This window comes from Cohnella herbarum (assembly GCF_012849095.1).
Taxonomy (GTDB): Bacteria; Bacillota; Bacilli; order Paenibacillales; family Paenibacillaceae; genus Cohnella; species Cohnella herbarum.
On the sequence record NZ_CP051680.1, the window covers coordinates 766,665 to 785,679 of the forward strand.

Consider the following 19,015-nt stretch of genomic DNA (forward strand, 5'->3'; position numbering starts at 1 on the left):
TCGCGTTTGACTGAAACTCTCATTTCCTTCATAGTAAAAGGACAAAGCATAAACGGGAGGTTTTCTTTTGGGAGCGACTGAAGACATAATGCAGCGGATGTCCCGGAAAGGGCTGCGGATAACGGAACAACGGAGAACGATGGTCAAATTATTCGAAGCCGCCGCGGGTTACTTAACGCCCAAAGAAGTGTATGAGCATATGCAGCAAGGATACTCGGGGTTAAGCTTCGACACGGTTTATCGCAATCTTCGGCTGCTGCTCGATATGGACGTCGTTGAGCAGGTCATGTTCGAGGACGGGGTGAAGTTCAAGCTTAGCTGCGAGGAGGAGCATCACCATCATCACATGATCTGCTTGCAATGCGAGAAGACGTTGCCGATCCGATTCTGTCCGATGTCGGAAACCGACGTTCCGGGCGATTTCGAGGTCGTGAAGCACAAATTCGAAGTGTTCGGTTATTGCGGCGAATGCAAAGAGGCTGCGGCGAAATCGACATCCATGCAGGAAGCCTGATGAAGATCGCCCGTCGCACCTTGCAGGCGCCCATCCGATTTTACAGAACGTTTATATCGCCGTTAACTCCGCCTTCTTGCCGTTTTTTGCCGACTTGTTCCGCCTATGCGATGGAAGCGATCGAAGTTCACGGTGCGGTAAAAGGTTCTTATTTGGCCGTTCGCAGAATCAGTAAATGTCATCCGTTCCACCGCGGCGGTTATGATCCGGTCCCTCCTTCGAAGAACAAGAAATGACGTTGCGGGCGATAAGCCGGGGTAGTCGCTTATGAGGGGGTCTGGGCACCGGCGAGCGAGTTTCACAGGAGAATCAGGGTGCAGGGCACCACTATTGGGCTCCGAGGGGCGGTTTCTGAGGGAATAAGGGTGCTGGCACCGCTAATGGGCTCCGTGAGCGAGTTTCTAAGGGAATAAGGGTGCTGAGCACCGCTATTGGGCTCCGTGAGCAGGTTTTTTGGAGGAATAAGGGTGCTGAGCACCGCTATTGGGCTCCGAGGGCGAGTTTCTGGGGGAATAAGGGTGCAGAGCACCGCTATTTGGCTCCGTGAGCGAGTTTCTGGAGAAATAAGGGTGCTGAGCACCGCTATTTGGCTCCGTGAGCAGGGTTTTGGAGTAATAAGGGTGCTGAGCACCGCTATTTGGCTCCTTGAGCGAGTTTCTGGAGGAATAAGGGTGCTGAGCGGTTAGACCCCCTAAATCCGGAGTATTACTGATGAAATACGTTGCTGTCGTAAAAATACTTGGTTTACTAGCGTTTTCCTCAGGATTTCGATTCTTAAACGGCTCGAGTGTACTTTTCTAAAGAATCAGTCGTTTGCTCCACCCACTTCATGAAAGCCGTTGGGGACCGTTTTCCCAGGCTTCTGTGCATGCGGCGGTTGTTGTAAAAATCAATGTAATTCCGTACAGCTTCGTGTGCCTCCTGAAAAGATTCAAAGCTCTCTTTTCCAAGCAGATCTCGCTCAAGGGTGGCATGAAAGGACTCGATGTATGCATTCATATTAGGTGTCTTTGGAGGAATGCGCTCATGCATAATTCCCTCTGCTTCGCATAACTCTCCAAACGCCTTGCTGATAAATTGGGGGCCGTTATCGGTGCGAATGATCGGCTTGCTCTCTTCGGGCTTTAGACGTGACTGTAACGCCTTTTTCACAGCTTCGCATACGTGTTTGGCTTCGCAATTCGTACCGATATGGATGCCGACGATACTGCGATCGTAAACGTCGATCATATCTGCGATGTAGAAAAACTGATCATACCCCGCAACGTATCCATACTTAATATCGAGCTGCCAGACTTGGTTGGAACCTGTTATCGTGTGATTGCGTGCTAGGCGCCTTGGATAGTGAACCTTCTTACGTCGTTGCGGATGAAGAATACCGAGCTTCTTACAGAGGCGGTACACTTTTTTCTTATTGATGATGAGTTGGCGCTGTACGTGTAAGCATTCTGTTAACAACAGATAGCCGTAGCTATGCTCTTCGCCAGACACCAGCTCCATTAACCACTCTTCAATCTGTGCATTACTTATTACGTTTCCGCAAACCGTTAGAGAATGCTTAGTTACAGGGCGTCCTCGGAGTGGCATTTTTGTTTCTGTAGTTGTATCCTCACGTGATGCTTTCTTTCGTTCGTAGTACGTCGAAGACGCGGCCCCCACAATGCTTAAGATGTTAGCTACTGTATGTCCCTGCTCAATGAACGTCTGGGCAACGTCGAGTTTGTCATTGAGGCAGGGTTCGTCTTTTTTACGAGTTCGCGCAGCACCTCGATCTCTAACTCTTTTTGCCCTAACGCCTTTAATGCACGCTCGTACTTTTCTTCCAGATCTGCAAGTCGCTTGGACTCCATAACTCGTTCGTCGATCGTTGGCAATGAATCTGCCCCAAACGTCTCTTGATATTCCACTACCCATGCTCTAATTGTTTTCGGAGTCACGTCATACTTTCTGGCCAGCACGCCTGCTTTCATTCCCGCAAGAGCCTCTTGTGCTGCTTTGTAACGTACTTCCTTAAAGGCATTATTTCGCTGTCTCATTTCCGCTCGCCCCCCTAATGAAATACTACCTTATTTCCCTAGCCATTCTCCAATTCATTTAGGGGGCTTAATAGCTGAGCACCGCTATTGGGCTCCGAGGGCGAGTTTCTGCAGAAATAAGGGTGCTAGGCACCGCTAATTGGCTCCGTGAGCAGGTTTTTTGGAGGAATAAGGGTGCTGGCGCTAAGCGGGGGTAACGCAAAATCGAGGTTTAATATCTAACGGCTGCGACAGCCGTTATTTTTACGAAAACAACTGTTTTTAAATTCTAAACATTCCTGTAGGGCCTAGGATTTGGACTTAGACAAAAACAGGAGCGCCTCGTATGATGGGGGTGTCACGGGTCAATGCCCTAAAACCCATCATGGAGGCGCTTAAAATGAAGTCTACTCGAAACGACGCTACAAATCAACGTATTGAACGAATTACCAGTCATCATGCAATCGTAGGGATCGATATCGCTAAAGATGTACATGCCGCACAGGTTACGGATTTTCGCGGGCGGACGCTAACGCCGCGCCACGTTTCCTTTACGAACACAGAAGCCGGATTCCAGAAGCTGCTCCATTGGATGCAGGAGGCGGGGGCCAAACATGGCAAAACTTCTTTCCTTGTCGGCATGGAGCCTACAGGCCACTACTGGCATAATCTCGCTGACTGGCTGCTAAAGCAAGGCATCGAGGTCGTGCTGGTGAACCCGGTAACGACGCATCGCAATAAGGAAAACCGCGACAACAGTCCATCTAAGAACGACCCGAAGGACGCGCTCGTCATCGCCGATGTCGTCAGCCGAGGCTACTACACAAACTACGCGCCGCAAGAGCCTGTATTTGACGGAATCAAGGCCGCGATGAGCGCTCGGGAATACTGGGTGGGGCAGTCCATCGCCTTAGGTAATCGCATCGTGCGTTGGATAGACTTGTACTTTCCTGAGTTCCGAAGCGTATTCCTAGAATGGGACGGTGTCCGGTCGTTAGCAACATTAAAGGCTTTTCCACTGCCTGTCGATCTACAGCAACTGAATGCTGACGAGGTGATGGAGGGATGGCGAAGCCAGGGGATGCGACGCGTAGCTGGAGCCAGTGGCAAAGCAAAGGCTGTAGAACTGCTGAACGCGGCAGCACACAGTGTTGGGAAATCCAATACAAACGATGCCGCGCGGCACGATATCTTTCGCCTTTTGCATGTCTACAAAGAGACGCAACTCATACTCGAAGAGATGCAGCGAGAGATAGAGGCGCTCTTGGAGCAGGTGCCCGTTGTGCAGCAACTCCGCAGCTTACACGGTCTAGGCACGATCACCATTGCCTCTTTGCTTGGCTGCGCAGGCGGTCTGCATCACTACGCCCATGGAAGGCAACTGCTGCGCCGAGCCGGTCTCAATCTGGCGGAACGAACATCGGGAAAACACAAGGGCCAGATTAAGCTCTCCAAGCGGGGCGACAGCATGCTGCGCAAGTATTTGTACTTAGGGATGCTGAGCTTAGTGCGGCAGAATTCAGACTTCAAACATTGGCACGCCCGTAACCAGCTTAAAGGCATGTCGAAGATGTATTCCATCTTCAAGCTCATTGGAAAGCTCGCACGCATTTTAATTGGCATGATTCAACGTGGAGAAATGTATAGCAGCGGATCGCAAGATACGTTGGTCGCGTAGTCACAAGCAACACCCAGCACACCGAACAACTTACGAATACTGACCCATTCGTGGGACTTCAATGACAAAGAACGCACAGAGAACCGAGTATCAGTTCCGTCAGGGCAATTGACCCGTCTTCTAAACGTAATCGGTCTCCACGCCTTGGACAGGTACAACGAAGGAATGTAAGGGCAAAGACCCGTTGAGTCATGGGAGGGTGAACCTCCAAGGGGACAAGTGGAGCGTGCAGCAGAGCGTTAATGCGAAGTGCGATATAACGCGACTTCTGTTCCCGCATCCCCGAACGTGTCATCGACGGCCGTCAGCCCTACGCCCCTATCGACCCACCTGACATCTAAGTCATTGAAATCCTGCGAATGAGTGAGCATTCGTGAGAAAAACCCTTAAATACGAGGGACGGAACTGTACGCCGCTATTTTACCCAGAATAGTATGCTTTCACTGGAAAACATACAAATAAGAGCGCCCGCTTCCGTTAGATTTTGAAAAGTCCCTTTTTGAGCAAAATAACGGCTACTGGTTCCGTTAGATGGAAACTTGAATACGTCAAGCACGGCTAAGTGTTTCGAGCCTAAATACAGAGTGAGTACTAATGCATTTCTACTGCGGCGCCAAGCCGGTGTACAGATGTACTGTACAAAGTCGTTGTACAAAGTCGTTGTACTAAGTCGTTGTACTAAGTCGTTGTACTATCGTTGCACTATATCGTTGAACTGTACCGATTGTACCGTTGAACTGTACCGATGTCCTGTACAAAGTCGTTGTACTACCGTTGCACTATATCGTTGAACTGAACCGATTGTACCGTTGAACTGTAGCGATGTACTGCACCAACCCATTGCACCAACCCATTGCACCAACCCATTGCACCAACCCACTGCACTTGACATAGGTGAAGCTTGTCGGTTATATTTTGGCGAACGGAACATATCAAGTTTTCCTTGGAAGGGATAAGTACGAAGCAGGACACCTATCGCAGAGAGCCGGAGTAGCTGAGAACCGGTATAGGGCAGCTTTGGAAAATGGTCCTGGAGGAATCGTCTTCGAGCAGGAGGGGTGCCTTGAAAGGTATTCATTCGTCTGTAAGGGGAAGACGCTAGTCCGGCGTTATGGACGGTTCTTAATGAGCCTTCGCATTTTCGAGTAGCGGGGGGAAATTGGGTGGTACCGCGTGAGTAACAACTCTCGTCCCATACGGACGGGAGTTTTTTGTCTTTAAATCGATTAAGGAGCTGGAAACGATGACGGAAGCGAACAAATCATTTTACATTACGACGCCGATCTATTACCCGAGCGATAAGCTGCATATCGGCCATGCCTACACGACGGTAGCAGGGGATGCGATGGCCCGCTACAAACGGTTGCGCGGCTACAGCGTGCGTTATTTGACGGGGACGGATGAGCATGGTCAGAAGATCGAGCGCAAAGCTCAAGAGGCGGGCAAGACGCCTCAACAATTCATCGACGACATCGTCGTGGGCATTAAGGAATTGTGGCGCAAGCTAGAAATAACGAACGACGATTTCATCCGCACGACGGAACCGCGCCATACGAAGGTCGTTCAAGGGATTTTCTCGAAGCTGCTTGAGCAGGGGGATATCTACAAAGGCGAGTACGAAGGCTGGTATAGCATTTCGGATGAAACCTACTATACCGAAACGCAACTGACTGACGTCGTTCGGAACGACAAGGGCGAGGTCATCGGGGGAAAAAGTCCGGACAGCGGGCATCCGGTCGAGTTGGTCAAGGAGGAGTCGTATTTCTTCCGGATGAGCAAATACGCCGATCGATTGCTGGCTTATTACGAAGACCACCCGGATTTCATTCAACCTGAATCCCGCAAAACGGAAATGATCAACAACTTCATCAAGCCGGGTCTGGAGGATCTGGCCGTATCTCGCACGACGTTTAGTTGGGGCGTTCCGGTTCCGGGCGATCCGAAACACGTTATCTATGTATGGATAGATGCATTGTCCAACTACATCACGGCGTTAGGATACGGCACCGATTCCGATGAGCTGTACCGCCAATTCTGGCCGGCAAGCGTTCATCTGATGAGCAAGGAAATCGTCCGGTTCCATACGATTTATTGGCCGATCATGTTGATGGCGCTCGATCTTCCGATACCGGAGAAGGTATTCGCGCACGGTTGGTTGCTCATGAAGGACGGCAAGATGTCCAAATCGAAAGGCAACGTCGTCGATCCGGCGAAGCTGATCGAGCACTTCGGGCTCGATGCGGTGCGGTATTACTTGCTTCGCGAAGTCCCGTTCGGCGCGGACGGAGCGTTCACTCCGGAAGGATTCGTGGAACGGATCAATTACGATCTCGCGAACGATCTAGGCAACTTGTTGAATAGAACGGTAGCGATGGTCGACAAATATTTCGACGGCGTACTGCCCGTATTCGAGCTGGGGTCGACGGAGTTCGATAACGATCTGGAGCAGTTCGCGCTAGCTACGGTAGAGAAAGTGGAAACGGCGCTGGAGAATATGGAATTTTCCGTCGCGTTGGGCGCGATCTGGGCGCTTGTCGGTCGGACGAATAAGTACATCGACGAAACGAAACCATGGACCCTTGCCAAAGACGAAGAGAACAGATCGGCGCTTGCTTCCGTTATGGGTCATCTCACGGAAAGCCTGAGGATCGTTTCGATTCTCATTCAACCGTTTCTGACCCAAACACCGCGCAAAATCTGGACGCAGCTAGGGATTGAAGAAGGGCCGTTGACGGCCTGGGAGAGCTTGGCGGAATTCAGCAATTTGGTCGCGGGATCGAAGACGAGTAAGGGCGATCCGATCTTCCCTCGCCTGGAATTGGCGGATGAAGTCGCGTGGATCGCCGGGATGATGTCGGGTGGAGCAGGGGCGGTTGCCGCTGAGGGAGCGGCTTCGGCGGGCACGGCGAATGCTACGGCAACCGCAAGCGCGACATCTTCAACGGACGAAGCTCCGGAACTGGCGCCTGAAATTTCGATCGACGAATTCATGAAGGTCGAACTGCGGGTTGCGCAGGTCGTCGCATGCGAGCCGATTCCGAAAGCCGACAAGTTGCTTAAGCTGCAACTCGATCTCGGCTTCGAGGTTAGGCAGGTCGTATCGGGCATTGCCAAGTTCTACAAGCCCGAAGAGTTGGTCGGCCGCAAAGTCATTTGCGTCACCAACCTGAAGCCGGTGAAGCTCCGCGGAGAGATGTCGCAGGGCATGGTGCTCGCCGCGTCTCAAGGGGATCAACTGACGCTGGCAACCGTACCGGACGGCATGCCGAACGGCGCGATCGTGAAATAAACCGGCAAGACGGCAGGCGGTACAGGGACTTTCCTTGTACCGCCTTTTTGCTCTATTTTAAAATAATTATTATTCCGCAGTAACCATACCGACGCCTCCGCGATCTAATTAATAGATTCGCCTTTGTCGCCCACATTTTGAAGAAAGGAGCTTTAACTTGGATATCGATCTGGACGTTGAGGTACGATTGGCGCAGTCGGGACAGCATGAAGCTTTCATTCGAATGGTTAAGAAAGTCGAAGTTCGAATGTACAATATCGCTAAAGCCATCCTAAAGAACGATGAAGACTGTGCGGATGCCATGCAGGAGGCCATATTAAAAGCTTACAAATCGATCAAGAGCGTTCGGCAGCCCAACTTTTTCAACACTTGGTTGTTTAGAATTCTAATTAATGAATGCAATTCGATTATTCGCAAACGTTTAGATAGCGTTGCAGTGGACGAGTTGCAGCAATTCGCCGAACCTTCCTCGCAAGATGACCATATCGATCTCTGGGATGCCATATGGCGATTGGAAGAAATCTCGCGTACGATCGTAATTCTTCATTATTTTCAGGACAAATCTTTGCGCCAAATCGCGGATCTGATGGAGACGTCCGAAGGGGCCGTCAAGAGCAGGCTGCACCGTTCCAGAAACAGCTTAAACCAATGGCTGACGGATTCCATGGAAAGGAAGTTGAATTATGAGTCAAGTCGATTTGGACAATGAAATAAGCAAATGGAAAGCCAGGCAAGCCGAAATTCTTCCGGAAGCCGTCCGGTTGCGCATGGATCAGACTTACGCTTCGTTGGAAGGAATAACTCCGACTCTCCATAAGAGTAAGCGCCGGCCTTATCTGCTCCGTCTGATGATAACGGCAGCGTCAATAGCGGCGGTCTGTATCGCCTTGATCGGTTCCGGATTCGTGTCTCCGGCGATGGCGGAGGCCTTAAAGCGAATTCCCGCTATTGAAAGCGTATTTCGACTGGCGGGCGATCTCGGTCTGCGTACTGCCGATGAGCAGGGGTTGACCAAAGATGTCAATGAGCGAATTACTCATGACGGAGTCACTCTCAGCATCTCCGAACTGGTTTTCGACGGGGCTCGGCTATCGTTCGTTCTAACGGACGAAGGTCTGGACGGCAAGGAGACAACATTGTATGAGGCATGGAGCGATAGGAAGTTGGACGAGAACGGAGTTCCGCTTCCCAAAGTCAATGTAGAGCCTAACCATATCGAATTCCTAATTAACGGAGAATCGGTTAACACGGGATATTCGTTACGCGCAGCAGGGGAGCAGGCTCCTAATTCCATCATTGTGGGCGCTTTACATAGTGCCAAGATCAAAGCTCCAGACCGATTCGATCTCACGGTAGTCGTGAAATACGCCAAAATAGACGATGCGTTCGAATTCCATATTCCCGTTGCGACGAGTACCGAAAGTATTGCTCTTACCTCTTCCACGGTCAAAACTCACGACAATATACAGTTTCAGCTTGATCGGATCGAGTTGACTCCGGTAACGACCCGTCTCGAAGTCATCATTAAGAGTCCCGGGAAAAAGGATATCAAAGACGTTGCGGAAGCCATTCCGGATAAATATAAAATAACGGGATTTCTTAATATCGAGTTCGATATCGTCGACGAGAACGGAGCAACTCCAGTCAGCCTAGGCGGCAGCGGGAGTGGCGAAGGCGATTCCTTTGTATACACCTCGCTGTTCGAACCTTACCGAACGCGTCCGAAGGAGTTGACGGTTAAACCGTTTATTCCCACTAAGGACGGCAAACAATACATCCCCGAGTTGGAGATTACGGTCCCCGTCCAGTAAGTATGTAAACCGCGCAGCATCGATGCTGCGTGGTTTTTTCCGTATTTTATGCCTCAATTTTGTTGACACTGCACGGGTAGGGGGGTATAATCATTTTTGTTAATAATAATGATTACGATTAAGGAGATTCAAAATGCGAATATTAGGTACTGTAAACGGAAGACCGAGACTACTGCATAAGTCGAAGTTAGTCATTATAGCGATACTCTTATTGGTCGGCGCGAGCTTATCGGCTTGCGGCAAAAACAACGAAGCCGGGCTGGCGGAAGGGAAAGTCAACGTCGTGACGAGTTTCTACCCGCTATATTACTTCGCGCAGGAAATCGGCGGAGACAAAGCTCACGTCGTGAACTTAATCGCCGCGGGGGTCGAGCCTCACGAGTGGACGCCGAAAAGCCGGGATTTGACTTCCGTTTCCAAAGCGCAATTGTTCTTATATAACGGTGCCGGGCTAGAGGGCTGGGTAGACGATTTTCTTCATGGTTTAGGCTCCGACAGCAAAGTCATAACCGTGGAAGCCAGTAAAGGGATTTCGCTTATTCAAGGAAATCCTGAGCATGAAGAGGGCCATGAAGATGAGCATGACGCCGAGGAAGAGCACGGGCATTCCGATCTCGGGGTCGATCCTCATACATGGGTCAGCCCGCGTTCGGCGTTGGTCATGGCAGCTAACATTCGCGATGCGTTCGTTCAAGCAGACCCTGCCAACGAAGCGGAATACGAGCTGCGTTATGCGGATTTAGAGCAGCGCATCAAGCAACTGGACGACAAGTATACTCGGGAGCTTTCCGGATACAAGCGGCGCGATATCGTAGTATCCCATCAAGCTTTCGGCTACTTGGCCCGCGACTACGACTTGAATCAGATCGCGATCATGGGCCTCTCGCCGGAAGCGGAGCCGAGATCGCAGGATCTGCTTGCGATTGCCCGATACGTGAAGGAGCACGAAATTCCGTATATTTTCTTCGAGGAGCTTGTCTCCGAACAGTTGGCCAACACGTTGGCGAGCGAAGCCAAAGTCGATACGCTCGTGCTTAATCCTTTGGAAGGGTTAACTCCCGAACAACAAAAAGCCGGGGAAAACTACTTCACCCTCAGCGAACGAAACCTGCAAAACTTGCAGAAGGCTCTTCAGTAATCTAACATAGAAGAGATATGAGGCGGGCGGAAGCACGCATAGAAGCAAGTATATCATCATGCACGAACGCGATAAAAAGAGAAGGGGAGGGCCCTCCATGAACACGAGCGCGGATTTGCAACAGGCGGGATGCCATCAGGAGATCATCCGGCTGGACGGAGTGTCTTTCTCCTTCGACTCCCAAGTCATCCTGTCGGATGTTTCCTTTAAGATCATGGAACGGGATTTCGTCGGTTTAATCGGATCCAACGGAGCCGGGAAGACGACGCTGCTGAGGATGATCGTAGGATTAACGCGTCCTCAGAGCGGCAGTATTTCTTTGTTCGGGACTCCGGCGGAACGGTTTAAAGATTGGAACCTGATCGGTTACGTTCCGCAAAGAAACCATTTCAACCCGTTATTTCCCGCGACGGTCAGGGAAGTCGTTATATCCGGATTGTACGGCCGCAAGAAGCTGTTCCGGAGAATATCGAGCGAAGATGCCGGCCGATGCGAGGACGCCTTGGGAGCGTTGAAAATCCAAGACCTCGCCGATAAGAGAATCGGAGCGCTATCTGGCGGCCAGCAACAACGCGTCTTTCTTGCTCGTGCGCTGATCAATAATCCTAAGCTCCTTATTTTGGACGAGCCTTTGTCGGGAATCGATATCGAGACGCAGACGAACTTTTTTCACATGATCAAACACATGCACCAACGGCACAACATTACGTTCTTGATGGTTTCCCACGACATGGATATGGTACGTTCTTATTTGGGACAGGAGCCGAAAGAAAGAAGCGGCAAGCTGTCGTTCTACGTCCGTCATTCTCACGATCTGGAAAATTGCGAAGGCACGGATTTGCTGCACTCCCTGCGGAAAGAAGGTTAGACAAGCTTGGATATTTTGACGGCTGAATTTTTTCAGAGGGCTTTGATCGGGGGCGCTCTGATCGCGGTGACGGCTCCGCTCATGGGGCTGTTTCTCGTGTTGAGAAGGTTGGCGATGATCGGAGATACGCTCGCTCACGTCAGCATCGCCGGGGTCGCGCTCGGATTTTTGATTGAAGTGTACCCTGTGGCGGTCGGGTTAGTGTTCGCGATATTGGCGTCGTTCGCCATAGAAATGCTGCGCCGCATGTATCGAACTTATGCCGAATTATCGATCGCGATTATTATGTCCGGAGGAATCGCCTTAGCTTCGTTGCTGTTTACGATGGGAAAGGGCTTTAATTTAGATGTAACCTCGTATATGTTCGGCAGTATTTATACGCTTGACCGTACGGATTTATTGGTTATCGCCGCCGTAACCGTCATTGTTCTCACAATGGTGCTTATACATAAGAAAGAGCTTTTCCTACTCACCTTTGACGAGGATGCGGCGGCGGTTAGCGGGTTGCCGGTCAAATATTTCAACATTATGCTGAGTATTTTGACGGCGCTAGTGATCAGCGCTTCGATCAAGATCGTCGGCGCATTGCTAGTCTCCGCGCTACTGACGATTCCGGCTGCTTGCAGCCTTGCGTTGTCGCGCAGTTTCAAGTCGGCGATCATTCTGGTCGTCATCATCGGCGAGCTCGCCGTACTGGCGGGCTTATGGTTCGCCGGCGTTTGGAATTTAGCTCCGGGAGGCACGATCGTGCTTCTGTTGATCGGCATTCTGGCGGTATCGATCATGACGAAACGTATTATTCGGGCTTAGCCCGTAGGAGGACATCGATTTGGCAGACGTTAACGTGGGAATCGCCTTCGCTGCAGGGCTCGCTTCCTTCATCTCCCCTTGCTGCTTGCCGCTCTATCCTGCTTATCTTTCTTATATTACCGGCGTATCCGTTAATCAGATCAAGACCGATACAAGCCGCAGCATGCGGTTTAAGACGATGAGCCATACTTTTTTCTTTATTCTCGGATTTTCGGTCGTCTTTTTCGCGCTTGCCTATGGGGCCAACGTGTTCGCCGACGTCTTCCGCGACTATCAGGATACGATCCGCAAAATATCGGCAATCTTCATCGTACTGATGGGACTTTTTCTAATGGGGATATTCCAACCGCATCTTCTCATGAAGGAGCGTAAGCTGAATATGAAATGGAGACCGGCCGGTTACTTGGGCTCCTTCGTATTCGGAATAGGCTTCTCGGCGGGGTGGTCCCCTTGCGTTGGCCCGATTCTAGGCTCTATCCTATTGCTGGCTGCCAGTAATCCCGGTACTTGGGCGGGACTCACGACCGCGTATTCGTTAGGATTTGCGCTTCCGTTCTTCGTGCTTGCCTTCTTCCTGGGCTCGACGAGATGGATTTTGAAATATTCCAGCCTGCTGATGAAGATCGGCGGAGCGATCATGATCTTGATGGGTATTCTTCTCTTTACCGATAAGATGACTTCGATCACGATTTATTTGCAATCCATTACGCCGGCTTGGCTCGGTTAATCATTAGGTGAAGTATTCGAGCTTCGCGTTCGGAAAATGTTCGAAAATGCGCTCCGTGATGAATTCGCGGAGCGCTTCCGCTTGTTCGTCGGGATAGACGTATTTGTGCTGTCCCCAGCGGCCCCATTTTTTCTTCCGCTTCGCTTCGTCCATTTCGAGCTTCGTTTTCGGATATCTTTTTTCGATTATCGTTTTGGCCGTCTTCGTAAACCGATGCTGAATGAGCTCGAACGTTAAATCGCGCGTTGCATCGGGAGGGAGTGCTTGCGATAGTTTCTCCAACAGCTCCGCGTAACCTTCCTCCCAGCCGTCGTACCAGATGATGGGGGCGATGATGAAGCCTAAAGGATATCCTGCCCGGCCGATCTTGCCAGCGGCTTCGATTCTCTCGTGAAAGCGGGACGTAGCGGGCTCGAAGTTGCGAATGACGTAATCGGCGTTAACGCTGAAGCGAATGCGGGTATTGCCATTATGCTTAAGCGGAAGCAGCGAATCCACATGATGGAATTTCGTCACGAAGCGAAGACGGCCGAGCGGCTGGTCTGCCATGAACGTGATCGCGTCGGCTAAGGAGCCCGTGAGATGCTCGAGACCGATAGGATCCGACGTACAAGCGGCTTCGAATCGCGTGATTTCGGGCGAACGTTCCTCGATGTATTTTTTGGTCGCATCAAGGATATCGTCCATATTGACGTATACTCGAATGTACGGCTTGGCTCCCAGCGTCGTTTGTAAATAGCAATAATGGCAATGTCCCATGCACCCGGTCGCGAGCGGCATCGCATATTCCGCGGACGGCTTGGATGTGTCGAATTTTAAGGTTTTCCTAATTCCGACGACAAGGGTGCGTTTGGAAATTTTATATTGTTCAAGCTCCGAATCTCCCGGCAAATTCGTAATCCGGTTGTGCGAGGTCGTCATTCGGTACGGGAGCCCTCGTTCCTTGACCCAATCGAGAATGCGCCGGCCTTTCGGGTAGTCCAGAGCAGACGGCTCGAAGTAAACAAGCTCTGGTACGAATAAGGCGGTTTCTTTCCCGGCGCGAGTCGGCAATTCAATTGGAGTTTTGCTCATCAGGTTTTGCCTCCTTAGGATGATTGGCTGCTTAGTCCGCATTGTTCAAACTATTATGCGATATCGGGTCGTCTCCGATTCTTTTCGACAGTTCGGACTTGCTCAGCCCCTATGGCTCAGTGTATGATATTGGAGGAAAGGGGGACTTGCGTTGCCAACCCCAAGCATGGAAGATTATTTGGAACGGATCTATCGGTTGATTGAAGAGAAAGGGTACGCCCGGGTCTCAGATATCGCCGAGGGGCTGGAAGTGCATCCTTCATCGGTCACGAAAATGATCCAGAAGTTGGATAAGGACAGCTATTTAATTTACGAAAAATACAGAGGCCTTGTCTTAACGAACAAAGGGAAGAAGATGGGAAAACGGCTCGTAGACCGTCATCTGCTTCTGGAGAACTTCCTGCAGATCATCGGAGTCCAGGAAGATAAGATTTACGGCGACGTTGAAGGAATCGAACATCATCTAAGCTGGGATTCCATAACGTGCATCGAAACGTTAGTCGAATATTTCAATCGGGATCCTTCCCGCGGCGAAGAATTAAGCAAATTACGCGCCGAGCTGGATAACGACTGAGTCGCAAAGTACATAGCTACAATGCCAAAGCTGCTTTCCTGCGGATGTTCCGCGGGATAAGCGGCTTTTTTAATTGTGTTAGAGTGAAAATTCGGCGCATATGGATTTAATCGAGAGCGAATGGAAGCGAAGTGGGCGCGGGCAAGAAGCACGGCGGGAGGAGATTGTCCATGCAGACGACTCCGGTTAATGCGGTGTTCGAGGGCGGAGGCGTGAAAGGGATATCGCTTACAGGCGCTGTATATGCGGCGGAAAAGTGCGGCGTTATTTTTAATCGGGTCGCTGGCACTTCCTCGGGAAGCATAATCGCTGCATTGATCGCAGCCGGGTATCGAGCGGAAGAGATGAAGGAAATTATCGAGAAGAAGCCCTTCAAGACTTTGTTGCGACGGAATCCGATTTTCGATATCAAATTGATCGGGCCGGCCGTCAGGTTATGGCTGTGCAAAGGATTGTATTCGGGAGACGCAATAGAACAGTGGATCGCGAGCGTTCTAGCGGAGAAGGGAATTAAGACGTTCGGGGATTTGCCGAACGGCAAGTTAAGAATCGTCGCTTCGGATATTACGAACGGAAGATTGATCGTATTGCCTCAAGACATCGTTCATTATGGAATCGCTCCGGAATCGTTTCCGGTTGCGAAGGCCATACGAATGAGTACGAGCATACCTTATTTTTTCGATCCGGTTATCCTGAAGCAACCGGCTAAGGAACGCAAGAAAAATACGGTGCGTACGAAGTTTTCATACGTCGTTGACGGAGGGCTTCTTAGTAATTTTCCATTATGGTTGTTCGAGGACAATGTGCCGGCGGAGTCGCGCATCCCCGTCATCGGCTTTCAGATGGTCGGTCGCTCGGATACTCAACCTCACCCGATCTCGGGACCGGTGTCGATGTTCCAAGCGATGTTCGAAACGATGCTAAGCGCCCATGATGAACGGTACATCGAGAAGCATAATGCCATTCGCACGATCAAGATCCCGACTCTCGGGGTAAGCACGACTCAATTTAATCTGACCCCGCAAAAGAGCTTAGAGCTGTATCAATCCGGAATCGCGGCAGGGGAGAAGTTCTTCCGTAGCTGGGACCGCAAGCTTGGCACTCTCCGAGTATCGATATCGAAAAGTCCGTAAAAGAATTACATGATCCATCCAACTGACCGCACCAACCCTCAACGAAACCCTTCTTAGGATGGGTCTTTTTTTTATGTTAAAATGGTTTTGGTTTCGCACTGATCCATCGTGATGGAGGGTACATATTATGAAACTGGAAAGGCTCTTATCCCCAGGGAACGAACGGAGGCATCGGATTGGCGGATGGCTACCGCTTAGACAGCAATGTGCTGACCAATGATGAGCTCGCTGCCATCGTCACAGCCCTGCGCAGCATCTCCACCTCATACGAAAAAGATCAGCATCAGCAACTGATGGAGAAGATTCAAAGCGTAATCCCGCACGCATACTCCGAACAATTCCTGCATAAGACAAATCGCGTGCTGATCGACTTCTCGCCCTGGGCCGGCAACGAATGGCTTCAACCAAAACTACAGTTGCTCGAGGAATCGGTAGATAGCTGTCAAATAACGAGATTCAACTATACCAAATGCCGCAGGTGAAATGTCACACCGTATTGTCGAGCCCTCATACTCTCATTCTCAAGGGAAAGCAATGGTACCTGAAAGCCTACTGTCTGGAGAAAGAACAGTTCCGGCTGTTCAAAAGTGGACATGAGGAGATCAGCTCAAAGTTTTCGCCCCCATGACTTACCGACCGATTTATACTTAGATAAGAAAAAATAAGGGAAGGAATGATCTGTTTGCGGGCGATCGACAACACGAAGGTGGCAGCAGTATTCGACCATTACCCGGAACACATTCAGAAGAAATTGTTGTTTCTTCGCCAATTAATTCTGGATACTGCAGCAGAGACAACAGGCATTGATACAGTGGAAGAGACACTAAAATGGGGTGAACCTAGTTACATCGCAAAAAGGGGGAGTACAATCAGAATAGACTGGAAAAAGTCAACCCCACATCGATATGCAATGTATTTTAACTGCAATACGAAGCTGGTCGACACATTCAAGGAGCTTTATAGAGAAAAATTCAACTATGAAGGCAATCGGGCGATTGTGTTCGATGAAAACGAAGAAATACCAGTAGATGAATTAAAACAATGCATTTTATTGTCTCTCACTTACCATACCCGAAAACATCTTCCAATGCTGGGCATATGATTAATTAGAAAAAAACCGCCTCCGCGACAGGAATACACTCCTGCGTCGGAAGCGGTTTTTGTTAATGGTAGCGAGGCGGCTCGTCGTCTTTGTTTTTGCGTCCTTCAATGACGGTGAACGGCGATGAGCGCCGTTTGTCGGGTTTGGCGGCGGCTCGTCGTATATCTGGCCGTGCGCCGCGAACTGAAGTGCGGCCGCGATTCGGAATGCTCTTCCACCGGGATGGCGGAAACTTATACAGCAGGAATACGATGGCGACAAGGGTTAGAGGAATCAGCCAAGAATCGACGGAGCCTTGCAACAATCTTGAAGCCAAACCGATGGCCATGAATACGAGTACGACGGCAAACCAAGGTTGGATTCGGTTTCTCATACTCATCATCCTCCTCCTGTGAGACGAATTATGCAACGCGCCCCAAGCGAATCTTTATCGTGCGGTAAATCTAAGCTTGTTTGGCAAGAGCGATCGCCGGATTGATCTGACGATCCAATTCTCTCATACGGTTGAACGACGCGATCGATACGGCTACTTGATCGTCGTTCGGTTCTTTGGTCGTGAGCAGTTGAAGCCACAATCCCGGAGCTCCCAACCACTTCAGTACCGGTATATCCCGGAGAGCGTTCGTCCATCTCAACACTTCGTAGGATACGCCGAGAACGACCGGTAACAGAATAATGCGCTGAATGATTCTTTCGCCCATCGTGTCCCATGTGAAGAAAGAATAGATAATAACGCCGACGAGTACGGTGAAGATGATGAAGCTGCTACCGCATCTGTAGTGAAGTCGGCTGAATTTCTGGACGGCGTCGACGGTTAATTCTGAACCTGCTTCGTACGCGCTGATGACTTTATGCTCGGCCCCATGGTACTGGAACAATCGCTTGATGAGAGGAGTTTGGGATATGAACCAGAGATAGACGAGCAGGAAAACGATTTTGATAGCGCCTTCTAACAGGTTGTGCAATATCTTATTCTCGAAGGCTTGGCCAAAGATCAAACTTTCAACGAATGCCGGCACTAATGTGAAAATTAGTTTGCCTACTACGAAGGAAAGTATACCTACGAGCGCTACCCCTAAGATCATGGTGAGATTCCAGCGGTCCTTTTCTTTCGGCTTTGCCGCTTCTTCCGGTCCCGATTCGTCTTCCGCGTAGGCTTCGGCGGAGTAGGTCAGATGCTGGGAGCCTTTCGCCGCGGATTCGACGATACCGACGATTCCTCGAATAAAAGGGATTTTCTTGATTGCCGATAAAATAGGTGTCGGTTTCTTGGGGACTTCCAAGAACGTTATTTGTTTGTCTTTGCGGCGAACCGCCGTAACATGAACATTCTTCCCTGCGAACATGACGCCTTCTATTACAGCCTGTCCGCCGTAAACCGCGGTTGATTGATCAGACATCGTTGACCACCTGCTTATCTTAGAAACTCTGGGTGAAGACATTGATACGCCCAAGTACATCTATTTTACAAGATTGAAGGGTAGAAAGCCACAGGGAATGGAATGAACCGCTACCGCGGCGATTAGTACGCAGGCATTGGGGAATACTAATCCGCAGTTTTTCCAAACGAGTATAAGGATGGGGAGCATGACAACGGGTAACGATGCGGCCGAACGCGAGAATAACAACGATAAAAGCAACGAGAGGAACACCGCGAAAAACAACGGCAATAAAGAGAATAGTCCAGCGCCTACGCATCCCATTTTGTTTAGCATGAAAATCGGATTTTTCGCCGGATTGATCTGGGGATTGGTTCGGTGGCTGGCAACGGGTTTGAATTTTACGAAAGTAACGCAAGCCTTCCTGTTGGATCCTTTTGTCCCGAGGCGGTGGTTAACAGGTTTTTACTGGCAAGCGGGCGGTTTGGCGATGTTCGTTCTGATGTCGGTGCTCGCGGCGCTCGCATACTTGTTGATATTGGGTCGATTAAAGGGGCATTGGCCGGGCGTGTTGTTCGGCGCGGGATGGTGGGGAATCGTCTATGCATGGCTGGGACCGATTATAGGAGCGGTTCCGCTCCTCAAACAAATCGGTTGGAGCAGTATCGTGACGGATTTCTGTTTGTTCCTCTCATGGGGAGTTTTTATCGGGTACAGCATTTCTTTCGAACTGCACAACGAAGCCGAACGCGAGCCTAATAAGAAACAGGCCAAGGGGTCGCCGCAGGCTTCGGTTTAAACGATCGTCGAGGCGGTTGCTAATATAAGTCTATTGCATTTCCCTGGAGACGGCCGCGTTCGCCCTTTTTCTAGCATTGCCTTATATGGTACAATGTCTGATGA

Annotated in this window: 22 protein-coding genes; 16 read left to right on the top strand and 6 right to left on the bottom strand. The window is 50.4% G+C overall.

What is annotated here, in order from left to right; genetic code table 11:
* The first annotated feature begins 67 nt into the window (after positions 1-67).
* Positions 68-514 (top strand): Fur family transcriptional regulator, encoded by a 447-nt coding sequence (locus HH215_RS03065; RefSeq protein WP_169278564.1) that lies wholly within the window; start codon positions 68-70, stop codon positions 512-514.
* Complete coding sequence (gene yidD / locus HH215_RS03070) at positions 514-750, top strand: membrane protein insertion efficiency factor YidD (protein WP_169278565.1); 237 nt, start codon at positions 514-516, stop codon at positions 748-750. The genes HH215_RS03065 and yidD overlap by 1 nt, the downstream gene beginning before the upstream one ends.
* Before the next feature lie 538 nt (positions 751-1,288).
* On the opposite strand, the gene HH215_RS03075 is transcribed toward yidD, so the two are convergent.
* Both HH215_RS03075 and HH215_RS03080 read right to left on the bottom strand, forming a co-directional pair.
* Positions 1,289-2,173 (bottom strand): IS3 family transposase, encoded by an 885-nt coding sequence (locus HH215_RS03075; protein ID WP_169278256.1) that lies wholly within the window; start codon positions 2,171-2,173, stop codon positions 1,289-1,291.
* 17 nt (positions 2,174-2,190) lie between these two features.
* Positions 2,191-2,550 (bottom strand): helix-turn-helix domain-containing protein, encoded by a 360-nt coding sequence (locus HH215_RS03080; RefSeq protein ID WP_169278257.1) that lies wholly within the window; start codon positions 2,548-2,550, stop codon positions 2,191-2,193.
* A gap of 379 nt (positions 2,551-2,929) precedes the next feature.
* Here HH215_RS03080 and HH215_RS03085 point away from each other — a divergent pair, with 379 nt between their 5' ends.
* On the top strand, positions 2,930-4,207 hold the full coding sequence (locus HH215_RS03085; protein WP_169284195.1) for an IS110 family RNA-guided transposase: 1,278 nt from the start codon (positions 2,930-2,932) through the stop codon (positions 4,205-4,207).
* A 239-nt stretch (positions 4,208-4,446) separates the two neighbouring features.
* On the opposite strand, the gene HH215_RS36685 is transcribed toward HH215_RS03085, so the two are convergent.
* Positions 4,447-4,578: a hypothetical protein gene (locus tag HH215_RS36685; RefSeq protein WP_256376625.1), complete on the bottom strand. Its 132-nt coding sequence runs from the start codon at positions 4,576-4,578 to the stop codon at positions 4,447-4,449.
* A gap of 872 nt (positions 4,579-5,450) precedes the next feature.
* On the opposite strand from HH215_RS36685, the gene metG reads away from it, so the two are divergent.
* The 7 genes from metG to HH215_RS03120 all read left to right on the top strand — a co-directional run bounded on the left by metG (position 5,451) and on the right by HH215_RS03120 (position 12,850).
* Complete coding sequence (gene metG / locus HH215_RS03090; protein WP_169278566.1) at positions 5,451-7,496, top strand: methionine--tRNA ligase; 2,046 nt, start codon at positions 5,451-5,453, stop codon at positions 7,494-7,496.
* A 157-nt stretch (positions 7,497-7,653) separates the two neighbouring features.
* Positions 7,654-8,205, top strand: a complete 552-nt coding sequence (locus HH215_RS03095; RefSeq protein WP_254450350.1) for a sigma-70 family RNA polymerase sigma factor — start codon at positions 7,654-7,656, stop codon at positions 8,203-8,205.
* Complete coding sequence (locus HH215_RS03100; protein ID WP_169278567.1) at positions 8,180-9,307, top strand: DUF4179 domain-containing protein; 1,128 nt, start codon at positions 8,180-8,182, stop codon at positions 9,305-9,307. Before HH215_RS03095 ends, HH215_RS03100 begins: the two co-directional genes overlap by 26 nt.
* Positions 9,308-9,440: 133 nt before the next feature.
* A complete protein-coding gene (locus tag HH215_RS03105; protein ID WP_169278568.1) occupies positions 9,441-10,445 on the top strand; it encodes a metal ABC transporter solute-binding protein, Zn/Mn family in 1,005 nt (334 codons plus the stop codon).
* 97 nt (positions 10,446-10,542) lie between these two features.
* Entirely contained in the window at positions 10,543-11,313 is a 771-nt protein-coding gene (locus tag HH215_RS03110; protein WP_169278569.1) for a metal ABC transporter ATP-binding protein, read from the top strand.
* Positions 11,314-11,319: 6 nt separating this feature from the next.
* Positions 11,320-12,123, top strand: a complete 804-nt coding sequence (locus HH215_RS03115; RefSeq protein ID WP_169278570.1) for a metal ABC transporter permease — start codon at positions 11,320-11,322, stop codon at positions 12,121-12,123.
* A 19-nt stretch (positions 12,124-12,142) separates the two neighbouring features.
* A complete protein-coding gene (locus HH215_RS03120) occupies positions 12,143-12,850 on the top strand; it encodes a cytochrome c biogenesis CcdA family protein (protein ID WP_169278571.1) in 708 nt (235 codons plus the stop codon).
* Positions 12,851-12,853: 3 nt separating this feature from the next.
* Here HH215_RS03120 and splB read toward each other — a convergent pair whose 3' ends face one another.
* Positions 12,854-13,924, bottom strand: coding sequence for a spore photoproduct lyase (splB, locus tag HH215_RS03125; protein WP_169278572.1), 1,071 nt, complete (start codon positions 13,922-13,924; stop codon positions 12,854-12,856).
* 151 nt (positions 13,925-14,075) lie between these two features.
* On the opposite strand from splB, the gene mntR reads away from it, so the two are divergent.
* The 5 genes from mntR to HH215_RS03145 all read left to right on the top strand — a co-directional run bounded on the left by mntR (position 14,076) and on the right by HH215_RS03145 (position 16,733).
* Complete coding sequence (gene mntR / locus HH215_RS03130) at positions 14,076-14,498, top strand: transcriptional regulator MntR (RefSeq protein WP_169278573.1); 423 nt, start codon at positions 14,076-14,078, stop codon at positions 14,496-14,498.
* A 170-nt stretch (positions 14,499-14,668) separates the two neighbouring features.
* Positions 14,669-15,631 carry a patatin-like phospholipase family protein gene (locus HH215_RS03135; protein ID WP_169278574.1) on the top strand — a complete coding sequence of 321 codons (963 nt, stop codon included), beginning with the start codon at positions 14,669-14,671 and terminating at the stop codon, positions 15,629-15,631.
* Positions 15,632-15,807: 176 nt separating this feature from the next.
* A complete protein-coding gene (locus HH215_RS03140) occupies positions 15,808-16,113 on the top strand; it encodes a hypothetical protein (protein ID WP_169278575.1) in 306 nt (101 codons plus the stop codon).
* The gene (locus tag HH215_RS36945; RefSeq protein ID WP_375140484.1) at positions 16,101-16,259 is read left to right on the top strand and encodes a WYL domain-containing protein; all 159 of its coding nucleotides are present in this window, start codon (positions 16,101-16,103) and stop codon (positions 16,257-16,259) included. Before HH215_RS03140 ends, HH215_RS36945 begins: the two co-directional genes overlap by 13 nt.
* Positions 16,260-16,313: 54 nt before the next feature.
* A complete protein-coding gene (locus HH215_RS03145) occupies positions 16,314-16,733 on the top strand; it encodes a DUF1801 domain-containing protein (protein WP_217362272.1) in 420 nt (139 codons plus the stop codon).
* Positions 16,734-16,794: 61 nt separating this feature from the next.
* Here the strand turns inward: HH215_RS03145 and HH215_RS03150 are convergent, their stop codons facing one another.
* Positions 16,795-17,106 (bottom strand): hypothetical protein, encoded by a 312-nt coding sequence (locus tag HH215_RS03150; RefSeq protein WP_169278577.1) that lies wholly within the window; start codon positions 17,104-17,106, stop codon positions 16,795-16,797.
* A 70-nt stretch (positions 17,107-17,176) separates the two neighbouring features.
* Positions 17,177-18,133, bottom strand: a complete 957-nt coding sequence (locus HH215_RS03155; protein WP_169278578.1) for a DUF1385 domain-containing protein — start codon at positions 18,131-18,133, stop codon at positions 17,177-17,179.
* A 187-nt stretch (positions 18,134-18,320) separates the two neighbouring features.
* On the opposite strand from HH215_RS03155, the gene HH215_RS03160 reads away from it, so the two are divergent.
* Positions 18,321-18,911: a YqhR family membrane protein gene (locus HH215_RS03160; protein ID WP_169278579.1), complete on the top strand. Its 591-nt coding sequence runs from the start codon at positions 18,321-18,323 to the stop codon at positions 18,909-18,911.
* The last annotated feature ends 104 nt before the right edge of the window (positions 18,912-19,015 follow it).